The following is a 15,903-nucleotide window of genomic DNA, read 5'->3' on the forward strand; positions in this document are numbered from 1 at the left end:
AATCACCTCTCTTTCTATTTTTTAACTATCTGTCGCAACCAATTGATACAGTTTGGTATCTTTAGGGATAGGATTTTCAAATGGAACAATCGTATCTCCAGCTACGATCAAACCAGTACCTTTTGCTTTTGGTCGCAAAACAAATCGCTCCAGTGAAGGTGTAAGAGGAATTACCTGCTCCAGGGCTTCTAGGTCTGTCCGCTTCAGCTTCAGGAGGGCTAGAAACTCACAGTTTGCGACTAGCTTTCTACCTTCCTCTGTAGATAAAACAGTCTCTGGGTTCTGGGTAATCCCTGTTGGAATAGCCCCGTACTTACGAATACGTGAGTATAGCTCTGTAAAGAAGGTTGCTTGCAGTTTATTTTTGAAGTATAGCTGCAACTCATCAAAGTACAACCATGTAATAGCTTTTCCTTGATTATTGACTACCTGGTTCCAGATGAAGTCCTGAATCACCAGGAGGGCAAATGGCTTCAATTTACCACTCAACTGCTTGAGATTGAAGATAATAAAGCGACTATTCATATTGACGTTTGTAGGATGTGCGAAAATATCATTTGATCCAACCGTATAAGGTTCAGCCTTCAGCGCCAAATCCTTGGCCACATCTTCAGGTTGTCGTTCTAAAACTGCTTGCCAATCCTTAAATGTTGGTTTTTCAAATTCCTCATAGGTCTTTCTCGTTACACGGTCAATCATCGCAAATTCATCGTCTGATACCTCAGAGAATATATTTTCAAACAAGGTTGATAAGAGGTTTGATTTTTGGCCAATCGGGTCACTATCTTCTGCCTGCAGTTTATCCTTATCAGGAAGATCCAACAAGTTAAAGTGATGTTGCGATCCAGGAGCGATTGTGATAATTTCTGCACCTAATTCTCGGCCAATACCAGTGTACTCATCTTCAGGATCGACGATAGTAATATTATCTTCAGGGTAACGTAGAGTTGTAGGAATAATCTCTCCTCCTTTAGCAAGAACAGACTTCCCTGATCCTGACGTTCCAAAGATACAACCTGAACCTGTATTCAAGTCTTTCTTACGGTCAACTGTGATAGCGTTCTTAGATAGCTGATTCTGGCCATAATAAATTGCACGTGGGCTGCTAGAACGAAGATCTACGTTGGTAAATGGGACTTGTGTGGCCAAGTTACTGGTAGTCATATCTCTCATAAAACGGCGTTTTACGTTGATAAATGGAATCCCAATCGGTAGAATCGTATTCAAGGATTCTTCCTGGTACAAGTAACACTTATCCAGTTCTACCGTATTCTTACGGACAGATCGTTGAACCTGCTCAGTGTAGATATTCAACTCCTCCAGACTGTCAGCCATGAAGAAAATCGTCATCACACCTGAAAACATTTTTTGGTCATTGTCCTGGAGTTCTTCAGTCCATTTCTCTGTTTCACGAGATGTCTCCACAGCCTTCCCACCAACAGCCAGGTCACTTCCATAACCTTCTTTTGCTGCAGCCTTCTGACTTTTGATCATTTCCCTACGTACACTTGACTTAACTGTCTTGATTTTCTTCAGGGCATCTGCAGTATCATAGGGCTTCGCATGCAGACTGATAGCCAGTTCAATTCCTGTATCCAGGATATTCTTAATCAGTTTGTCATTCAAGAAGGTAGGATATTGTCTAACATACATCACCCTTGCGAAACAATCATCAATTTTCATATGATCTTTTTCAAACTTCAGATAGTTTGGAGCTACAAAGTCCCTAGTGGATAATCCAGAAATAGCGATGTCTTCATAGTTAAAATCAATAAACCCTTCTCGCCTCAAGATTTTTCGGAAGATAAGAAGACGATCTAATCCCTCTAACTCCTTAAAGGAGATTCCCAAGCCACTGTATTGACTTTCAATAACGCTGGCTGTATCATCAAGGATTCTTCTAGCTTGATGATCCTGGTCTGTTTGGGTAGTAATCGTCAGATATTTTTCTACCTTGAAGGTGTTTTGTTCCTGAGAAAAACGATCATTGATCATCGCATTGTATTCTTTACGATAATCATCATATCCATCTCCAACTAAATCATATCGGATAGAAGATAAGCTATTGCTTTCTACCCTACGATTTAGGATCAATAGCTGCATATCATTGTCAATATCCAGCGAATTAAAAATATCAGCGCTTGTTTCAATGATATCAATTCGCTCATCATCTGTTGCAGTAATATAGCTTGTATCACCTAGGCGATAGGTTTTTGAAAATTGATCATTTGTAATTTTCATGAGCCCATCAGGCATCAACCATTGATAATTAAGACTATTCTGTGTAGATGCCGTCATGGTACGTCTTAGACGTTTGGCCCGTTCCCGTTCTTCCTTAGAGAGTTTCGGGGTTTTCTTTCGGCCGAATAAATTCATTTCTTGTATATTCCTTTCTGTCATAATCTGTCTGATAAGAGCGTTCCTGCTTAGTCAAAAGGAAACGAACCTCATCTTTAATTTTTTCATCAATATAACACCCGAAAATAACAAAAGGCGCTAATAATAAAATATCAACGCCATAAAGGATTATATCAGGTGCCTTCAGCCAATAGAGAATAGTAGTGACAACTACTGTCAATGCTATACCAAATAGTAGCACTAACTGTCTCAGTGTCATATACCCTATAACTGGCCTTTCGTAGCTATCTAAAGCCTTTAAAAATTCACTGCCTAAACGTGTCATTCTGTTCCTTTCTTCAGTACCTTTTTAGCAAATTCCTTCCTAGTTCACCTGCATGATATTCTTGGCCATGCGTTGGCTGCCAAATAGCATAATGATGTAAATGATCCCTTTTGCAATGGCTACGAGTGCAGTTATAAAAGCTCCAGTATTGCTAAGTGTCAATAAATCATTCGTGACAATAGCTGGATAAAGCATAGTCACAACCACTAAAATCAATCCCTGAAGGACAGCAGCAACATAGAGCTTAAAGAAACCGAGACAGATTGGGCGTAAGCTATCCACCATGTAACAAGCGACAATAATTTTAGCGATTCCCTTATACGTGTAAAGCGTAAAGGAGCGTAACAGGATCAACAACTTAGTCGATATCTGACCCACAAAATCAACAATCCCATAGACAATTTTAAAGAATGTTTTCTCAATCATACCTAAACCTTTAAAATCTGGTGGCTCAGAACTGAAAGGATCTGTAGCATTCTTGGCTACTAACTTAATGATAACATTGAACAACCATGACAAGGCATCAAAAATCGCATCCACATAGAGGATAAAAAAGAGTGCGATAGCATACTTGAGGATTTCTTCAATCCAAAGCTGAAATGACAGCTCTCCTCCATTGCTTTTAAGTTGTTGGTGCCAATTCATGAGGTTGATCCCCATAAAAAGGAGAAGGAGCAAAATTGCTACCTTCCCCATCGATCCCGAAATAGTTTCCATCAATTCATAGGCTGTCGCATTATAGTCTTTCAGACTCATGGTTAGTTGATCAAGTGTGGATTGGTTCATAAAACCACCTCCTCTTTCTTCTTCATCCTAACCAAGAGATTGAAGACCTGTTGCTAAAGCTGTAAAGAGTGCTTTTAGGACGGCACCAAGAAGAGCGCCTAAAATCAAACTTTGGATCCCTTTGTCCTTCTTGTCATCCAATTCACGTTTGATTCCTACTGCTAAGTCCCAGGCACCCCAAGCGGCCCAACCAATACCGATAATCCCACCGATATTTCCAATTTTGTTAATAAAATCTACAACTGCATCCATTATTTTTTTCTCACTTTCTTTTTATAAAAAGGTACTAAGAAAATTCCTTAGCACCTACATTGTTTATTCAATACTATGTTTCATCCGTTGGACGAAAGGTTAGAGAGAGGGCTGTAATCACAGCTAAGACAACGATAATAGTCGTTTCCCACCAATAGTAGATGGGGACCTTTTGAGGAAAGAAAAAGTTAGTCATAAGCCAATCTAACTGCTTCTCTACATCTGCAGAGGGACCTGATTTTGTTATCCAAAAATATATTTCCCAAAAAGCAGCATAGCCTAGGACAACTACAATCTTAAATACTACCCATCCAATTGCTGTCGCAATCAAGCTCTTAATCAGATTAAAGATAAAGAGGAGAAACATGAGTGGAGTCGCAACCATCAAAACGGCAGCTCTCGCAATTACACTCGGTAGATTCTTTATTCCTGACCAGATGGCTTTTCCTAGCCAACTGAGGCCTTTTTTCCACTTCTTCTCTTCTTCAGGCTTAGTGACTTCTGATTTTTTTTGAGTTGGAGTGTAGTATCTATATCCACTTCTAGTCACATGTGCATCCATTTTCGTGTCCTTTCTCATCTCTCTTCCCCCTCTTTTTTATGGCTTCATTATACCATAGATGAGGGGGAATTTCTAGATGTTCTATTTTTTATGCTTACGAAGCCCAGCTCCTGCAAGACTCAACAATCCCAAAAACATTCCCCAAGTTGGAAGCATGCTTACTGCAGTTCCAGTGTTTGGCAGCGATGCTTGTGGTTGTGGCTTGTGTGGTTCTTTAGGCTCTGGTTTTGGAGGTTCTGGCGTTGTGGTTGTCACTTTAGCCGTCATCTCTTGTAAATTTACTGTATTGATAAAGGTATTTTCAACCTTACCAGCTGCGATACGTTCGACTTCTAGATAGAAGTCTGCATCAAAGGTTCCTTTAACTCCTAGAGAGTTTAGGAAGTCTTTATCAATACTATAAGACCACTTGCCTTCTTTTTCTTCCCATTTAACAGTCACAAGTTTCTTGATGAACTCTGAATTAGTACCTTGATTGAACTCAAAGGTAAAGGCATAAGAACTACCTTTGGCAATCTTATCTCCTGCTTTAACCACTTTGCCATCTTTAAGAACTACATCATAAGGAAGAACCAAGTCTTTTTCAGCTACATATTCTGTCCCACGAATAATACCCTTCCAATTACCAGTATAACGATCATGCTTCACATCTAGCTTATCAATGCCATCATATTGATAAAGTGTATCATGTTTAGCAGGAACAGTCACACCGTCCAAGAGGTAACGTAGGTATTCACCAATTTGAATTTCTTGTCCATCACGAATCTTTTTATCATCTTTTTGATCCAAAGCGTGTTTTTCAGGTTTCAGCTCAGGAACTTGAACAGTTACTAAATTAGATACATAACCATTTCCAAAATCAATTTGATGGAAATCATTCTTAACAATTTCACCCTTACCTACCAACAAACGAGCAGGAAGATCAAAAGTGATATTCTTAGCTTGTTTCACATAGTTCTTATAGAATGAAGCAGAATCTTTTGCTACAAACATATAGAACTCACCTTTAGGATTTAATCCAGCTTCTTTCAAAATGTTTTGAACTTCTTTTGTACGTTGTTTTTCAGAAAGAACATGGTACATATTAAAGAGCGCTTTAACGTCTTTACCAGTAGAATCCTTCATAGTGATTTTGCTATCATCTACCACATAAGCACCATCTTGAACATCATCTACCATTGCCCACGTTTTAGCAACATCTTTTGAGTCAGCAGTAAAAGTCGTATATGGTTTATAATTAGTTGTTAAACTGAATTTAACATTCTTATCGAATGTATTTGCACCATCAATCTTACGTCCAAAGTTATCTGTAATAGCTTTCTCAGGTTTTGGAGTTGATGGAGTTACACGCAAACGTGAATAATTTACTTTCACCGTTGGAACTAAAGGCATTTCAGGAACTTTTTTCTTCTCTGGTGGAGTTGGAGCTGGTGGAGTTGGGAGTGTTGTACGAGGTACAAACTCTTTAGGTTTCTCCAATTTAGGTTTAGGAATCTCCTTGGTATCCTTTTGTTTTAAAACAGGAGGTTTAGGAGCAGGAACTGGAAGCCACACAGGAACAGTCGCACTTGCTTTACCAAAGATACCCACAGCCCAGTTCGTAGATGAAAAAATTTCTTTATCTGAAGGAATAGCTTTACCTTCTTTAAGTGCTTTATTTTTAGCTTTTTTACGAACATAATCAATTTCAGATTGAGAATGCACACCTACTCCATTATGATAAAAAAGATTTAATGTAGAGCCATAACCAACAGAAAGAATTGAACCACGTGGAATATCAGCTTCATCATTTACATTAGTGTACCCAAGATCACCTGCCTTTACACCAAGATCAGGAACATCATAAGTCCAAGCTGTCTTGTATTCTCCCTTATAATAATCCTTGCCATCACGCTTAACTTTTTTAACATCTGAGCCTTTTGGATTGAGGACAATTCCTTCTGTTCCATCTTCGTAGGTCAAGCGCAACTCTTGTCCATAGTCAATGTCATTAAACATTGAAGCAATGGTCAAGATAGCTTTTTGTTTATTTTTTTCTAGGAAAAACTCAATTTTTGGATTGAACTCAACTAGATTCCAAAAGTTAAAATTGATAGAACCATCTTTGTCATATTCATAAATTTTAATCTTTGTATCTGTCAATGGTTTACCATTTTCGACCCATTCTTGTTCAACTTTATTAAAAGTAAAACGAGCAGAAATTTTTTGACCTTTATCATTTTCAGCAACATTATGAATCGTGAAAGAATCCCCTGCTTTCGGATCACGAATTTCTCCTAAAAGACCTTTACCAAAAGATAACAACCCTTCACGACTACCTGAGATAGATGAATCTGTATGAAGTCCAATATAATCTTTAACTTTCATCAATCCTTCTAACCCTTCAAATGAAGCAGTCATTTTTTTGTAATAGTTGACGCTTCCACGTTGGCTTTCATCATAATCTCCATAAACTTTGATATGAGATTTTTCAGCTTTTACACCCTTCTTAGCAAGTTCTTCTGTTTTCTTATTGTACTCAGCAAGCTCTTTTTCATAATTTGCAAAGTCCTTATCATAATCAGCCTTTAAATCAGCATTTTCCTTTTCAACCTTTTCATTGTAGGCTTTTTGATCAGCTAAATTTTTATTGTATTTAGCTTCTTTCTGAGCATTATCACGTTCAATTCGTACATTTTCTAATTTATTTTCAGCTTCCTTCTTAGCATTATCAGCAAGAATAGCATTATTCTCAGCTTCAATACGTTTCACGTCAGCTTCATGTTTATCAACTGCTTTTTCATAAGCCAGCTGTTTAGCTTTGTTTTCTTTTTCAATTTCTTCACGTTCTTTAGTAGTTTTATCTACCCTAGAAGAATAATCAACAGTCACAGTTTTAACATCTTTTTCCTGTTTAGCATAATCAGCTTCAATTTCTTTCTGCTTGCCTGATACTGTATCAGTAGTTGCTACTCCCTTATCTTGAGTAGTACCTACTTCAACTTTTACACCAGCTTCTTTAGCTTCTGCAACAGCTTTATCAAGTTTCTCATGAATAATAGGTACTTCCAATACCATCTTATTTTTAGAAGCATTTACTGATACTTCATCAGCAGATACACTTGATGAAAATACCATTCCCAACATTGCAAGCGCAAGGATAACTCCACACGCACCACCAGCTTTCATTTTACGGATTGAACCGTATACCTTAAATTCTTGTGTCTTTGACATCTTTTTTTCTCCTTTTAAATTAAAAATTTCTTTATATTTTCTTTATATTGTATCAATCTCAATCATTATGTTCCTAAGAAGGAGAACGAGATCGCTTAAATACTTCTAAAATCATACCCATTTACCTGAATAATCAAGTTTATACCCCTGAATCACTTCATTACGAGCATATACTCCATTTGATTTTAAATAATACCATGAACCATAATAAGAATCATAAATCCATTCATTAACAGCCATAGCCCCACTAGACTTCAAATAATATGAACCCTTCCAAGTATTTCTTTCCATATAACCACCAGACTTGAAAGAATACCACAATCCATTGACTTTATACCATTGATTATTTACATACGCTCCACCCTGCTTCATATAAAACCATGAACCATAGTAAGAATCATAAATCCACTCAGCTTCTGCCATCTTACCATCAGATTTCAAATAGTATGAACCTTGCCAAGAACTACGAGCATAAACCCCGTCAGATTTAAGATAATACCATGCTTTATATGAAGAATCATAAATCCACTCATTAGAAGCCATTTTACCATCAGATTTCAAGTAATAAGAACCTTGCCATTTATTAGTCACTCGTTTATCATTGTTATAAAAGAACCACGACCCATTTTCTCTTAACCAGCCATTCTTACTTGAAGAAGGTTTACTTTGATTCTGAGAAGGTTTGCTAGGTTTATTCTTATCCTGATTTTGAGAAGGTTTAGCAGGACTTGTATTTTGCTTATTTTGATTTTCCTTATCTTTCTTAGCCTTTTCTTGTTTCTCCTTTTCTTCTTGAGCCTTTAAACTATCAATCTCTTTACTAATTTTTACATAATCATTATAAGCAACTTGTAACTTGTTATACTTGCTTTTTTCTGCCTGTAACTCCTTTTCTTTCTTAGAAAGACTTGCTATTCTATTGCTATCAGTTGTGTTAGCTGGACTAGAAGTATTAAATCCACTCTTAGTAGCACGAGCCAAATCTTTATCAGATACAGTAATAAAACTAATTCCAAGTCCATCTTTTAGATAGTGAAATGATAGTCCAAGATACTCATTTTTATTAGTTGTCCCATAATTCACACCAGCTATGGATTGAGCATGAAGAAACTCATAACCATTATATAGAAAATCTACAATCGAATAATGGATCATTCTTTTCATTTCAGCTTTTGTCATTTCATTAGAAACACCACTTAAACTAAAATGATTCTCATAATACTGACCACCAAATTCAGATACTTCATCTTCCTTACTAGAAGTAGGCAATCCATATTCTCTAGCTACATCATTGATACCTTTTACATAGTGCCAATCATAAATACTTCTATTCGCTTCACGAATCTTTCTTGAAACTTTATCAGCAAAATCAATAGATGAACTTGCTAACGAAACTTGTGGCATCCCCATTTGACTACGAACTTGATTAAGCAAATCCAAAGCAAAATAATTTAGTTCAACTTCAACTTCTCTTGGAAGATTATTGACATCATACACTTCAACTTGATCTGATTCACTAGGAATGAAATCTCCTAATTGATTATGTAACTTTTTACTTTCTGCTTTAAGAATCTGCTCAGCGTTATCTTTCACTGAATCGCTACTATTATAATTGAAATAATCTCTAAGAGCCTTTGCATACTCAGCGCTTACTTTGATTGTATTCTTTTCTGAATAAGATACATTTAACTGAGCTACTTGCTGTTCTAATTCTTTTATCTTGTTTTCACTTTCCTTCAAAGAATACCAGCGACCACTAGATTCAAAACCACTAGAATCATTTGCCTTATAAAGACTCTCTTTCTGCTTCTCTAGTTGAGCGATTCTTGCTTCTCTTGCAGAATCTGCATGAACTACACTATTGCTAAAAGCAAGTAATGTTACTGTTGAAAGTAACAACATTGAATCTTTAACTTTCATTGTTTACTCCTTAACAAAATCCAAAAAGACTTCTATAAATTCCACAAAACCAATAATTCTAAATATCCATTCTTTTCTCACTTCTATTGTCAATTGACATAAAAGAAAAACTTAAGATGATCTAAAAATTATTTAACAATACATTGTTATAATTCGTTTAAATTTTCCTTATTTTAAAAATGTTTTTTCTTGTAAAAATAACCCACTGCCGTCAACAACATAGACCCAATAACACCCAGAATGCTTTCTGCTGTCCCTGTATTTGGAAGTGTTTTGAGCTTGCCATCTTTGTCAGTAACAGAGATAGTCTTATCTTCGTTAACTGTTCCACCAACTTCTTCTGGAGCCACTACAGAACCATCTGAAAGGACTACGTTTCCGTTTTGGGTGCTAACAATAGACGCACCTGTATTTGTTTCAACGGGCTCTTTAGTTACATCATGGACAACCTGTCCAGTTGATGTAGATGTTGTCCCAGTTTGTGCCTTTCCTTGCTCATTTGCCTCATCAGTTGTTTTTGGCTTTTCAGCTGGCACACCGTCAAGACTTTCAGCGTTATCTTTACCTTGTGGCTTGTCTGAAGGTGCTGACTGATCTGGTGTTGCTGGTTTGTCTGCTGGAACACCGTCAAGACTTTCAGCGTTATCTTTGCCTTGTGGCTTGTCTGAAGGTGCTGACTGATCTGGTGTTGCTGGTTTGTCTGCTGGAACACCATCAAGGCTCTCAGCATTATCCTTGTCCTGTGGAGCACTTGGTGCTGTTGGATCTACTGGAGTAACTGAAGGCTCTGTTGGCTGAACTGCTGGAGCCTCTGTTTCTGTTGAAGTGCTAGGTGCTGTTGGCGTAACAACTTCTGTTGTTGGTGCTGAAGAATCAATTGGTGCAAGTTCGTCTGCTGATACATAACCAGCTTGTGCAAGTGCGATAGTTGAAAGTGCTAGTGTAGCTAATACTTGTTTCTTGTTCATTTTGATTTTTCCTTTTCTTTATTTAGTTTGGCGATTATAACCTTTTCCAGTTAAACGAAGCTCCATTCCTGATGGTGTCTTAACTTTTCGAGCTATAACTTGAGCATCTCTCTTGATAGTGCGAATTTGATCATAAACCTTTTTATAAGGCAAATGAAATTCAACATCCCTTAAAAGACCGTCTACGTATCCTCTAGCCCATTTGACTGCATAGTCTGGCTTCAGAATAAGGTCTGTGCCGTCCTCTAAGCGAGCTGTCGCACCTCCTTGTTTTCCTAAAACTTTTAAGTCCTTTAGGCTGACCGTTATTTCATCTATCATAGATTTCTCCTTGAAGTTGAAAGGCGAAAATTACGCCGTGCTGTGTAAAAACGTATTTTTACATCGGTATTTTATACGCTGGGTTTATAGTCTAGTAACCCTTACTCCTTCAGCTTATGACAGTTGTCATGCTTTTTCGTTCTGTGGCTGGACTAGATATCCTTTTCTAGTTTGCTACTCGCCCCCGTTTCTTTTTTATCCATAGCCACGCTGTATCAGGGCAAGCCTTGTATTCAGTTTTCAAAGGTCTGTAGTTTAATGACTTCTCGGTCAATATAGATTTATCTGTACTAGATTTGGTCCGATTCTGATCCTAACAGGTAGTCAATAGTTACCCCAAAGTATTCTGCTACTTTTTTAGCATTTTCAAGACTTATCTGACTATATCCTGTTTCCCAGTTCGATATGGTGTTACGAAAAACACCTATCTGATCAGCCAAGGCTTGCTGAGACAATCTATACTGCTTTCGTAAGTCTCTGATACGATTTTGTGTTTGTTTCCTCACATCTACTTATCTCCTTCATTATTTGAACTTGATAGTATTTCATCATCCATCAGAGGAGCATTCTTCAGCTCCAGCATGACAAGCCCTATTCCATAAGCTAAGATCAATAATAAAGCCATTGTAACTAGTTTAAACATTTCTATCCTCCTGATATTGTTCCTTATTTTGTCCGATAAGTTATCTTCTTCACCCATCGAGGATTGATAGAAAACGGCGGAGTCGCTGATGGAAAATTCATACTCGCTCCTGTTCCAAATGAACTTGATACCAATTTTTCTAGTTCCTCTAAGTTGAAAGTGACGGAAATACTGTCTACCGTTTTATCAAAATACTCTACAATCATTTCAATCTCTTGAACTGGTTGAGAAGGTTGTAATCTGTACAATCCCATGAAATCAATCCTCTTTCTGTTGCCATGATGAGAAAATTTGGCTGAGTTTCTCAGCTCTTTCTTTTTTCGGTAAATCAAAAACAGCTTTAGGAACCATGTAGATTTTCTCCTTCGGGCTACGACCTATCGTTAGCACTTTACCATCAATTGGTCTAAATTCATCTTTTAACATGTTTCAACTCCTTTAGACAATTCTGATAAATAGCTATTGAGTTTCGTCTCCGACAGTTTATCTGGATAATAGTATGCAATCAGACTAGGGCACTCATCAGGGAATTTTCTAGCGTGCTCACTTTGTCCTGATAGCTCCAGGAAACCATGTTCTTTTTCAATAAGCAGAGCCATTTTCCAGAAGCGAATCATCATTTTGTAGAAGTAGGCTGGGACATTCTGGATTGGTTTTTCTTCAGCCTCTCCTGTTTTAATTTTGAAAATCAATTTATCAAGCTCACGTTCAAGATCTTGCAGCCAAACCTCTCCATAAATTTCCTGATTAGCTAAGAGGTTGTTGTAATTCTTCTCAACTTGACGTTTCGATTGATAGATTTTATTTTCAAGAATTTTTGCATCTTTTCCAAACAAACTGAGTTTCTGAACTAGAGTAGGAGAAAGGAAACCATGTTGCCCCATTTTAAATGCTTCAGAGATTGATAAATCAGATAAAGATGACTCGCAATCGTATCGATTAGTATCGTTAGATAATTCAGTCTCGTTATTCTCAGTATCATTAGCGTGTCGTTTCGAAATTTTTTGACATGTCGTTCTAACATTTCCTTGATTTTTTTGGAAGTGTCGTTTTGACATTTCCGCCGTTGCCGATGGGTTGGAGTGAATTTCTTCAGCAGGGAGAACTTGATAGTCAATATTGCCCAAGTACAGTAGATTAGGCTTATTCAAACCTTGTCGAACCTCTTCTAAGAGGCCATATTCCTGGAGCTCTTTTTTTAGTTTAATAACTTTTTTATTACCATAGCCTAAAATTTCTTGAAGTTCAGTAATTGTATAAATCAGATAGACATCTCCATTTTTATCAATCCAGTTATTTCTAAGAGATAGTTCAAAACGGTCTTTCAAGATAGCGTATGTGAATTTAGCATCTGTACTCATCGGTTTATAAAGTGGTGATTCAACAAATATTTTTGGTATTCTATAAAATCTTTCACTTGATTGAACTTGTCTTGCAGAAATTCGCTTCATACTAAACACCTACTTTCAACAAAAACTGACCAGTGTCAGAAAACTGAAATAAACCAAGTTCCTCTAGCTCTTTCAAAATTAAATGTGCTCTCGTTCTTGTCAAATTTTGTGACTTCATAATTTCTTTCAATACTAGGTCACGTGATTGTTGCGCTTGTCTTGTCATTGGGTTATCCTTTCTTATCACCAGCTAATGGCGATTTATTCACAGCTATATCATAATGTATAATGAGAAATTCTATTTTAAAGGGACAATCAATAAATTATCGAACTATTTCCTTTATCTGTTTGATAATATCTCTTTCCTTTTTATCAAGTTCTATGTATTCCTGTAGGAGTTTTGACTTTTTTTCACTGATAAAAGAAAGTTCTTTAACTAACTCTATCGATATTGTTGCGTTTGGTTTATTAGCCGTAAAGTTCTCTTCATAACCGAGAAGATATGGGATAGACACCCCGAAGTATTCTGCAAGGATTTTTGCATTTTTCTTCTTAGGTGTTCTAATTCCTTGATTATACCCCGACAACGTAGGATAAGCTATTCCAGTTGCCTCACTTATCTCCTTCAGGGATATCCCCCTATCTCTAACAAGTGTTTGAAATGGAGTCATATTTTTGCTTCCATCAGTACCAGAATCATCATCTAGGCCTAGTAAATATGAAAGTGTTACTCCAAAATATTCTGATAAAATCTGAGCATTTTCTAAACTAAGATTTGTTTTTCCATTTTCGTATTTTCCGTACTGAGACTGGTTAGTATTCAAAACTTTTGCCAAGTCAGCTTGAGTCAGTTCTTTTTCTCTTCTTAGTTTTTTAAGCCTATTAGACATCTGGATTCCTCATTCTGTAGTATTTATTGAATAACCTCCAAGCTTTAAACGGGTTTTGTCTAGAATGATTTTCAAAAAATACGACATGATAACAACCTTTATTCAAGACTTTCTCAAGATCATTTTTCGATACAGATAAACCGAAATCTTCACGATCACTAAGACTAAGTAAAAAATACTTTCCCCATCGTTTTTTTACTGGGACACTCCTAAACATCAGTTCATTAAGTTCTAATGACTCTTTTGAATAATCAAAGCTATAAATATAGCATGCCACCAATACTTTCTTGCTAAACATTCCTTATTTCCTTCCTACACATATCCCATCAATTCTGGATTATCTGACATTTTTTCTCCTTTCTTTAATTTTTGCAACGAAAAAAGAGAGCGATTTTCTCGCCCTCTCAGGTTATATGATATTTAATTTTTCACTTTCCCAAAACTCTAGACACTTAGAACTATTTTTTTATTTAACGTAAACAACTCCAAGTTTACCAAAAGCGACTTCTCCACGGATAATCAAGGTTTTGTTTGTTGGTGCTACAGGAGCGTCTGCCTTAGCTGCACCAAAGGATGTTTCTACTTTCAAATCGACACGCCAGTGTTGTGGAACATAGACGGTTGCATTCCCGAAAGCCACTTCAATATTTAAAGTCGCAAAATCACCTAACATCTCTGCATTATCATAGTAGATTTTAGCATCCCCAAAAGCGACTTCCACTTGGTCATCTACGAGATCTTGATCCTGTTTATAGAAGGTCCCGCTACCAAAAGCGACTTCCTTATCCGTGACGACTGTTTTTTTCCCATTGTACCACCATTTTTTTTCATTCCAGAACTTACTTGAGTGAGTAAGATAACCGACACCTAGAACTGCTAAGATACTAGCCCAAAACAAAGACTGGTTTGGAATAGGAAAAATGTTATAAAAATGATTCGCAATCATTAAGGCTACTAGAGCGGTAAAAACTGCTGATGTTAGATGACGACGAAGCAAAGCTTCAACTGATTGGTAAGCAAAAAAAACAATACCTAGTAAAGGCCATATCTTGCCATCCAAAGAAGGAATTCCAAAATTCCCTTGCAGCAAGATCCAAGCTGCTAAAACCAATAAAACAATACCAAATGCTTTCTTTTTCATCTTTTTTACCTCATGTTTCTTAGATTTTCTTTTAGGAGGGATTGGTAATGCCGTGAGACATGAACCTCCTTGTGCGTCTGATAAAAGGAAATGGTCCCCGTTCCTGAAAAGGACTTGTCCACTGAGTAAATCTGACGGATGTTTGCGATCGTTGACTTGGAAACTCGACTAAAATAGCGAGGCAAGATAGACTCCAACTCATAAAGTTTGAGACGAACTTCATAGGCTTCCTTCTGGTTATGAGCGTAGATCTTGCTCCCTTCTGTTTCAAAGAAGAGAATTTCTGACAGGTCTAGATAATATTCACCTGTCCCCTTGTAAAAAGTCAACCTCGGAGCCTTTGACTCTTGCAAAAGTCGTTGCAAGTCTGCAATTTCATCTGTCAAAGTGGGGGTCTTGATGACAATTTCAGTCTCCTCTAAATTGCCGTCAATCTCAATTCGTAACTTCATCACATCTCCTTTCTGACTCTACTATATCAAAGCTAAGTTAGGAATACAAGGGCAAAAAAGCAAGTGGTCATTTTGAAGCAGTAAGTGGTTGTAGGACTAGCTTAACTTACATGTCAAAATAAGAAGAAAAGGAGCCCCCACATGAGACCACAAGCATAGCCAACCAAGACATCCTTGGGATAATGAACACCACCTAGTACTCGGACCAAGGCTAAGAGTCCTGAGCAAATAAGAAAGATCATTCCGATCAAAGTCCAAGCATGGAAACAGGCCATGGAGATGATAGTTGCTGAAAAGACATGGCGACTAGGCATCGACTGTCCCGAACTATCTTTTTCAAGCAGGGGACGGATATCCCAAGTTTCGTAGGGACGCGGATGATTGATTTTCTTACGAAAAAGGGACAAGATCACAAAACCTGTAGCGGGGACAAGCAAATAGACCACAACTTGCTTCCCAAGTCCTAGCTGCAGATAAGTAGTGACTAGCAAGGTCAAATAGACCAGAGGCATGGCGACTGTCATCAAACGATTGAAACTGCGTAACAGAAATAGAAGGGTGGGATGGCTGGTGAGCCTAGAGCTGATATTTCGATACCATTCTTGATAATTTTTCATTTATACTTCTCATTCATTACTTTGTTTTCGTCTACAGGTGAGACGTTTGTCTTCTAGTATAGTG

General features: G+C 37.3%; 20 protein-coding genes. All 20 read right to left on the reverse strand.

Annotation, left to right across the window (positions count from 1 at the left end; translation table 11 throughout):
• Nucleotides 1-21: 21 nt before the first annotated feature.
• The 20 genes from A0739_RS04075 to A0739_RS04155 all read right to left on the reverse strand — a co-directional run bounded on the left by A0739_RS04075 (nucleotide 22) and on the right by A0739_RS04155 (nucleotide 15,839).
• Complete coding sequence (locus A0739_RS04075) at nucleotides 22-2,376, reverse strand: VirB4-like conjugal transfer ATPase, CD1110 family (RefSeq protein WP_061587159.1); 2,355 nt, start codon at nucleotides 2,374-2,376, stop codon at nucleotides 22-24.
• Nucleotides 2,336-2,683, reverse strand: coding sequence for a PrgI family mobile element protein (locus tag A0739_RS04080; protein ID WP_000197454.1), 348 nt, complete (start codon nucleotides 2,681-2,683; stop codon nucleotides 2,336-2,338). The genes A0739_RS04075 and A0739_RS04080 overlap by 41 nt, the downstream gene beginning before the upstream one ends.
• Nucleotides 2,684-2,722: 39 nt before the next feature.
• Nucleotides 2,723-3,469: a hypothetical protein gene (locus A0739_RS04085; RefSeq protein WP_061587160.1), complete on the reverse strand. Its 747-nt coding sequence runs from the start codon at nucleotides 3,467-3,469 to the stop codon at nucleotides 2,723-2,725.
• 27 nt (nucleotides 3,470-3,496) lie between these two features.
• Nucleotides 3,497-3,721, reverse strand: a complete 225-nt coding sequence (locus tag A0739_RS04090; RefSeq protein ID WP_000340303.1) for a hypothetical protein — start codon at nucleotides 3,719-3,721, stop codon at nucleotides 3,497-3,499.
• 73 nt (nucleotides 3,722-3,794) lie between these two features.
• The gene (locus A0739_RS04095) at nucleotides 3,795-4,301 is read right to left on the reverse strand and encodes a hypothetical protein (RefSeq protein ID WP_061587161.1); all 507 of its coding nucleotides are present in this window, start codon (nucleotides 4,299-4,301) and stop codon (nucleotides 3,795-3,797) included.
• 63 nt (nucleotides 4,302-4,364) lie between these two features.
• Nucleotides 4,365-7,496, reverse strand: a complete 3,132-nt coding sequence (locus tag A0739_RS04100; RefSeq protein ID WP_061587162.1) for an SspB-related isopeptide-forming adhesin — start codon at nucleotides 7,494-7,496, stop codon at nucleotides 4,365-4,367.
• 111 nt (nucleotides 7,497-7,607) lie between these two features.
• Nucleotides 7,608-9,416 carry an SEC10/PgrA surface exclusion domain-containing protein gene (locus tag A0739_RS04105; RefSeq protein ID WP_061587163.1) on the reverse strand — a complete coding sequence of 603 codons (1,809 nt, stop codon included), beginning with the start codon at nucleotides 9,414-9,416 and terminating at the stop codon, nucleotides 7,608-7,610.
• A 173-nt stretch (nucleotides 9,417-9,589) separates the two neighbouring features.
• The gene (locus tag A0739_RS04110; protein WP_061587164.1) at nucleotides 9,590-10,384 is read right to left on the reverse strand and encodes an LPXTG cell wall anchor domain-containing protein; all 795 of its coding nucleotides are present in this window, start codon (nucleotides 10,382-10,384) and stop codon (nucleotides 9,590-9,592) included.
• An 18-nt stretch (nucleotides 10,385-10,402) separates the two neighbouring features.
• Nucleotides 10,403-10,705, reverse strand: coding sequence for a hypothetical protein (locus A0739_RS04115; RefSeq protein WP_061587165.1), 303 nt, complete (start codon nucleotides 10,703-10,705; stop codon nucleotides 10,403-10,405).
• A gap of 290 nt (nucleotides 10,706-10,995) precedes the next feature.
• Nucleotides 10,996-11,211, reverse strand: coding sequence for a helix-turn-helix transcriptional regulator (locus A0739_RS04120; protein ID WP_061587166.1), 216 nt, complete (start codon nucleotides 11,209-11,211; stop codon nucleotides 10,996-10,998).
• 2 nt (nucleotides 11,212-11,213) lie between these two features.
• Nucleotides 11,214-11,348, reverse strand: coding sequence for a hypothetical protein (locus A0739_RS10740; protein WP_258010732.1), 135 nt, complete (start codon nucleotides 11,346-11,348; stop codon nucleotides 11,214-11,216).
• Nucleotides 11,349-11,371: 23 nt separating this feature from the next.
• Nucleotides 11,372-11,602, reverse strand: a complete 231-nt coding sequence (locus tag A0739_RS04125) for a hypothetical protein (RefSeq protein ID WP_061587167.1) — start codon at nucleotides 11,600-11,602, stop codon at nucleotides 11,372-11,374.
• 4 nt (nucleotides 11,603-11,606) lie between these two features.
• Complete coding sequence (locus A0739_RS10445; protein WP_000910110.1) at nucleotides 11,607-11,774, reverse strand: hypothetical protein; 168 nt, start codon at nucleotides 11,772-11,774, stop codon at nucleotides 11,607-11,609.
• Nucleotides 11,768-12,799 (reverse strand): replication initiator protein A, encoded by a 1,032-nt coding sequence (locus tag A0739_RS04130; RefSeq protein WP_061587168.1) that lies wholly within the window; start codon nucleotides 12,797-12,799, stop codon nucleotides 11,768-11,770. Before A0739_RS04130 ends, A0739_RS10445 begins: the two co-directional genes overlap by 7 nt.
• A 1-nt stretch (nucleotide 12,800) precedes the next feature.
• Nucleotides 12,801-12,965 (reverse strand): hypothetical protein, encoded by a 165-nt coding sequence (locus A0739_RS10450; RefSeq protein ID WP_196755712.1) that lies wholly within the window; start codon nucleotides 12,963-12,965, stop codon nucleotides 12,801-12,803.
• 97 nt (nucleotides 12,966-13,062) lie between these two features.
• The gene (locus A0739_RS04135) at nucleotides 13,063-13,629 is read right to left on the reverse strand and encodes a helix-turn-helix domain-containing protein (RefSeq protein WP_061587169.1); all 567 of its coding nucleotides are present in this window, start codon (nucleotides 13,627-13,629) and stop codon (nucleotides 13,063-13,065) included.
• Nucleotides 13,622-13,927 carry a hypothetical protein gene (locus A0739_RS04140; RefSeq protein ID WP_061407281.1) on the reverse strand — a complete coding sequence of 102 codons (306 nt, stop codon included), beginning with the start codon at nucleotides 13,925-13,927 and terminating at the stop codon, nucleotides 13,622-13,624. The genes A0739_RS04135 and A0739_RS04140 overlap by 8 nt, the downstream gene beginning before the upstream one ends.
• A gap of 168 nt (nucleotides 13,928-14,095) precedes the next feature.
• On the reverse strand, nucleotides 14,096-14,770 hold the full coding sequence (locus A0739_RS04145) for a LiaF transmembrane domain-containing protein (protein ID WP_000725755.1): 675 nt from the start codon (nucleotides 14,768-14,770) through the stop codon (nucleotides 14,096-14,098).
• A 5-nt stretch (nucleotides 14,771-14,775) separates the two neighbouring features.
• On the reverse strand, nucleotides 14,776-15,222 hold the full coding sequence (locus A0739_RS04150) for a LytTR family DNA-binding domain-containing protein (protein ID WP_000776591.1): 447 nt from the start codon (nucleotides 15,220-15,222) through the stop codon (nucleotides 14,776-14,778).
• Between the two features lie 113 nt (nucleotides 15,223-15,335).
• On the reverse strand, nucleotides 15,336-15,839 hold the full coding sequence (locus A0739_RS04155; protein ID WP_000800936.1) for a phosphatase PAP2 family protein: 504 nt from the start codon (nucleotides 15,837-15,839) through the stop codon (nucleotides 15,336-15,338).
• Nucleotides 15,840-15,903 lie beyond the last annotated feature (64 nt).

Source organism: Streptococcus oralis, assembly GCF_001588645.1.
Lineage (GTDB): Bacteria > Bacillota > Bacilli > Lactobacillales > Streptococcaceae > Streptococcus > Streptococcus oralis_AB.

Excerpts from the sequence above, each read along its gene's own strand:
- A0739_RS04080 (WP_000197454.1), bottom strand. The coding sequence starts at position 2,683 with ATGACACGTTTAGGCAGTGAATTTTTAAAGGCTTTAGATAGCTACGAA.
- A0739_RS04090 (WP_000340303.1), bottom strand. The coding sequence starts at position 3,721 with ATGGATGCAGTTGTAGATTTTATTAACAAAATTGGAAATATCGGTGGG.
- A0739_RS04150 (WP_000776591.1), bottom strand. The coding sequence starts at position 15,222 with ATGAAGTTACGAATTGAGATTGACGGCAATTTAGAGGAGACTGAAATT.
- A0739_RS04130 (WP_061587168.1), bottom strand. The coding sequence starts at position 12,799 with ATGAAGCGAATTTCTGCAAGACAAGTTCAATCAAGTGAAAGATTTTAT.
- A0739_RS10740 (WP_258010732.1), bottom strand. The coding sequence starts at position 11,348 with ATGTTTAAACTAGTTACAATGGCTTTATTATTGATCTTAGCTTATGGA.
- A0739_RS04100 (WP_061587162.1), bottom strand. The coding sequence starts at position 7,496 with ATGTCAAAGACACAAGAATTTAAGGTATACGGTTCAATCCGTAAAATG.
- A0739_RS04125 (WP_061587167.1), bottom strand. The coding sequence starts at position 11,602 with ATGGGATTGTACAGATTACAACCTTCTCAACCAGTTCAAGAGATTGAA.
- A0739_RS04095 (WP_061587161.1), bottom strand. The coding sequence starts at position 4,301 with ATGAGAAAGGACACGAAAATGGATGCACATGTGACTAGAAGTGGATAT.
- A0739_RS10445 (WP_000910110.1), bottom strand. The coding sequence starts at position 11,774 with ATGTTAAAAGATGAATTTAGACCAATTGATGGTAAAGTGCTAACGATA.
- A0739_RS04155 (WP_000800936.1), bottom strand. The coding sequence starts at position 15,839 with ATGAAAAATTATCAAGAATGGTATCGAAATATCAGCTCTAGGCTCACC.
- A0739_RS04105 (WP_061587163.1), bottom strand. The coding sequence starts at position 9,416 with ATGAAAGTTAAAGATTCAATGTTGTTACTTTCAACAGTAACATTACTT.
- A0739_RS04140 (WP_061407281.1), bottom strand. The coding sequence starts at position 13,927 with ATGTTTAGCAAGAAAGTATTGGTGGCATGCTATATTTATAGCTTTGAT.
- A0739_RS04135 (WP_061587169.1), bottom strand. The coding sequence starts at position 13,629 with ATGTCTAATAGGCTTAAAAAACTAAGAAGAGAAAAAGAACTGACTCAA.
- A0739_RS04110 (WP_061587164.1), bottom strand. The coding sequence starts at position 10,384 with ATGAACAAGAAACAAGTATTAGCTACACTAGCACTTTCAACTATCGCA.
- A0739_RS10450 (WP_196755712.1), bottom strand. The coding sequence starts at position 12,965 with ATGACAAGACAAGCGCAACAATCACGTGACCTAGTATTGAAAGAAATT.
- A0739_RS04075 (WP_061587159.1), bottom strand. The coding sequence starts at position 2,376 with ATGAATTTATTCGGCCGAAAGAAAACCCCGAAACTCTCTAAGGAAGAA.
- A0739_RS04145 (WP_000725755.1), bottom strand. The coding sequence starts at position 14,770 with ATGAAAAAGAAAGCATTTGGTATTGTTTTATTGGTTTTAGCAGCTTGG.
- A0739_RS04085 (WP_061587160.1), bottom strand. The coding sequence starts at position 3,469 with ATGAACCAATCCACACTTGATCAACTAACCATGAGTCTGAAAGACTAT.
- A0739_RS04115 (WP_061587165.1), bottom strand. The coding sequence starts at position 10,705 with ATGATAGATGAAATAACGGTCAGCCTAAAGGACTTAAAAGTTTTAGGA.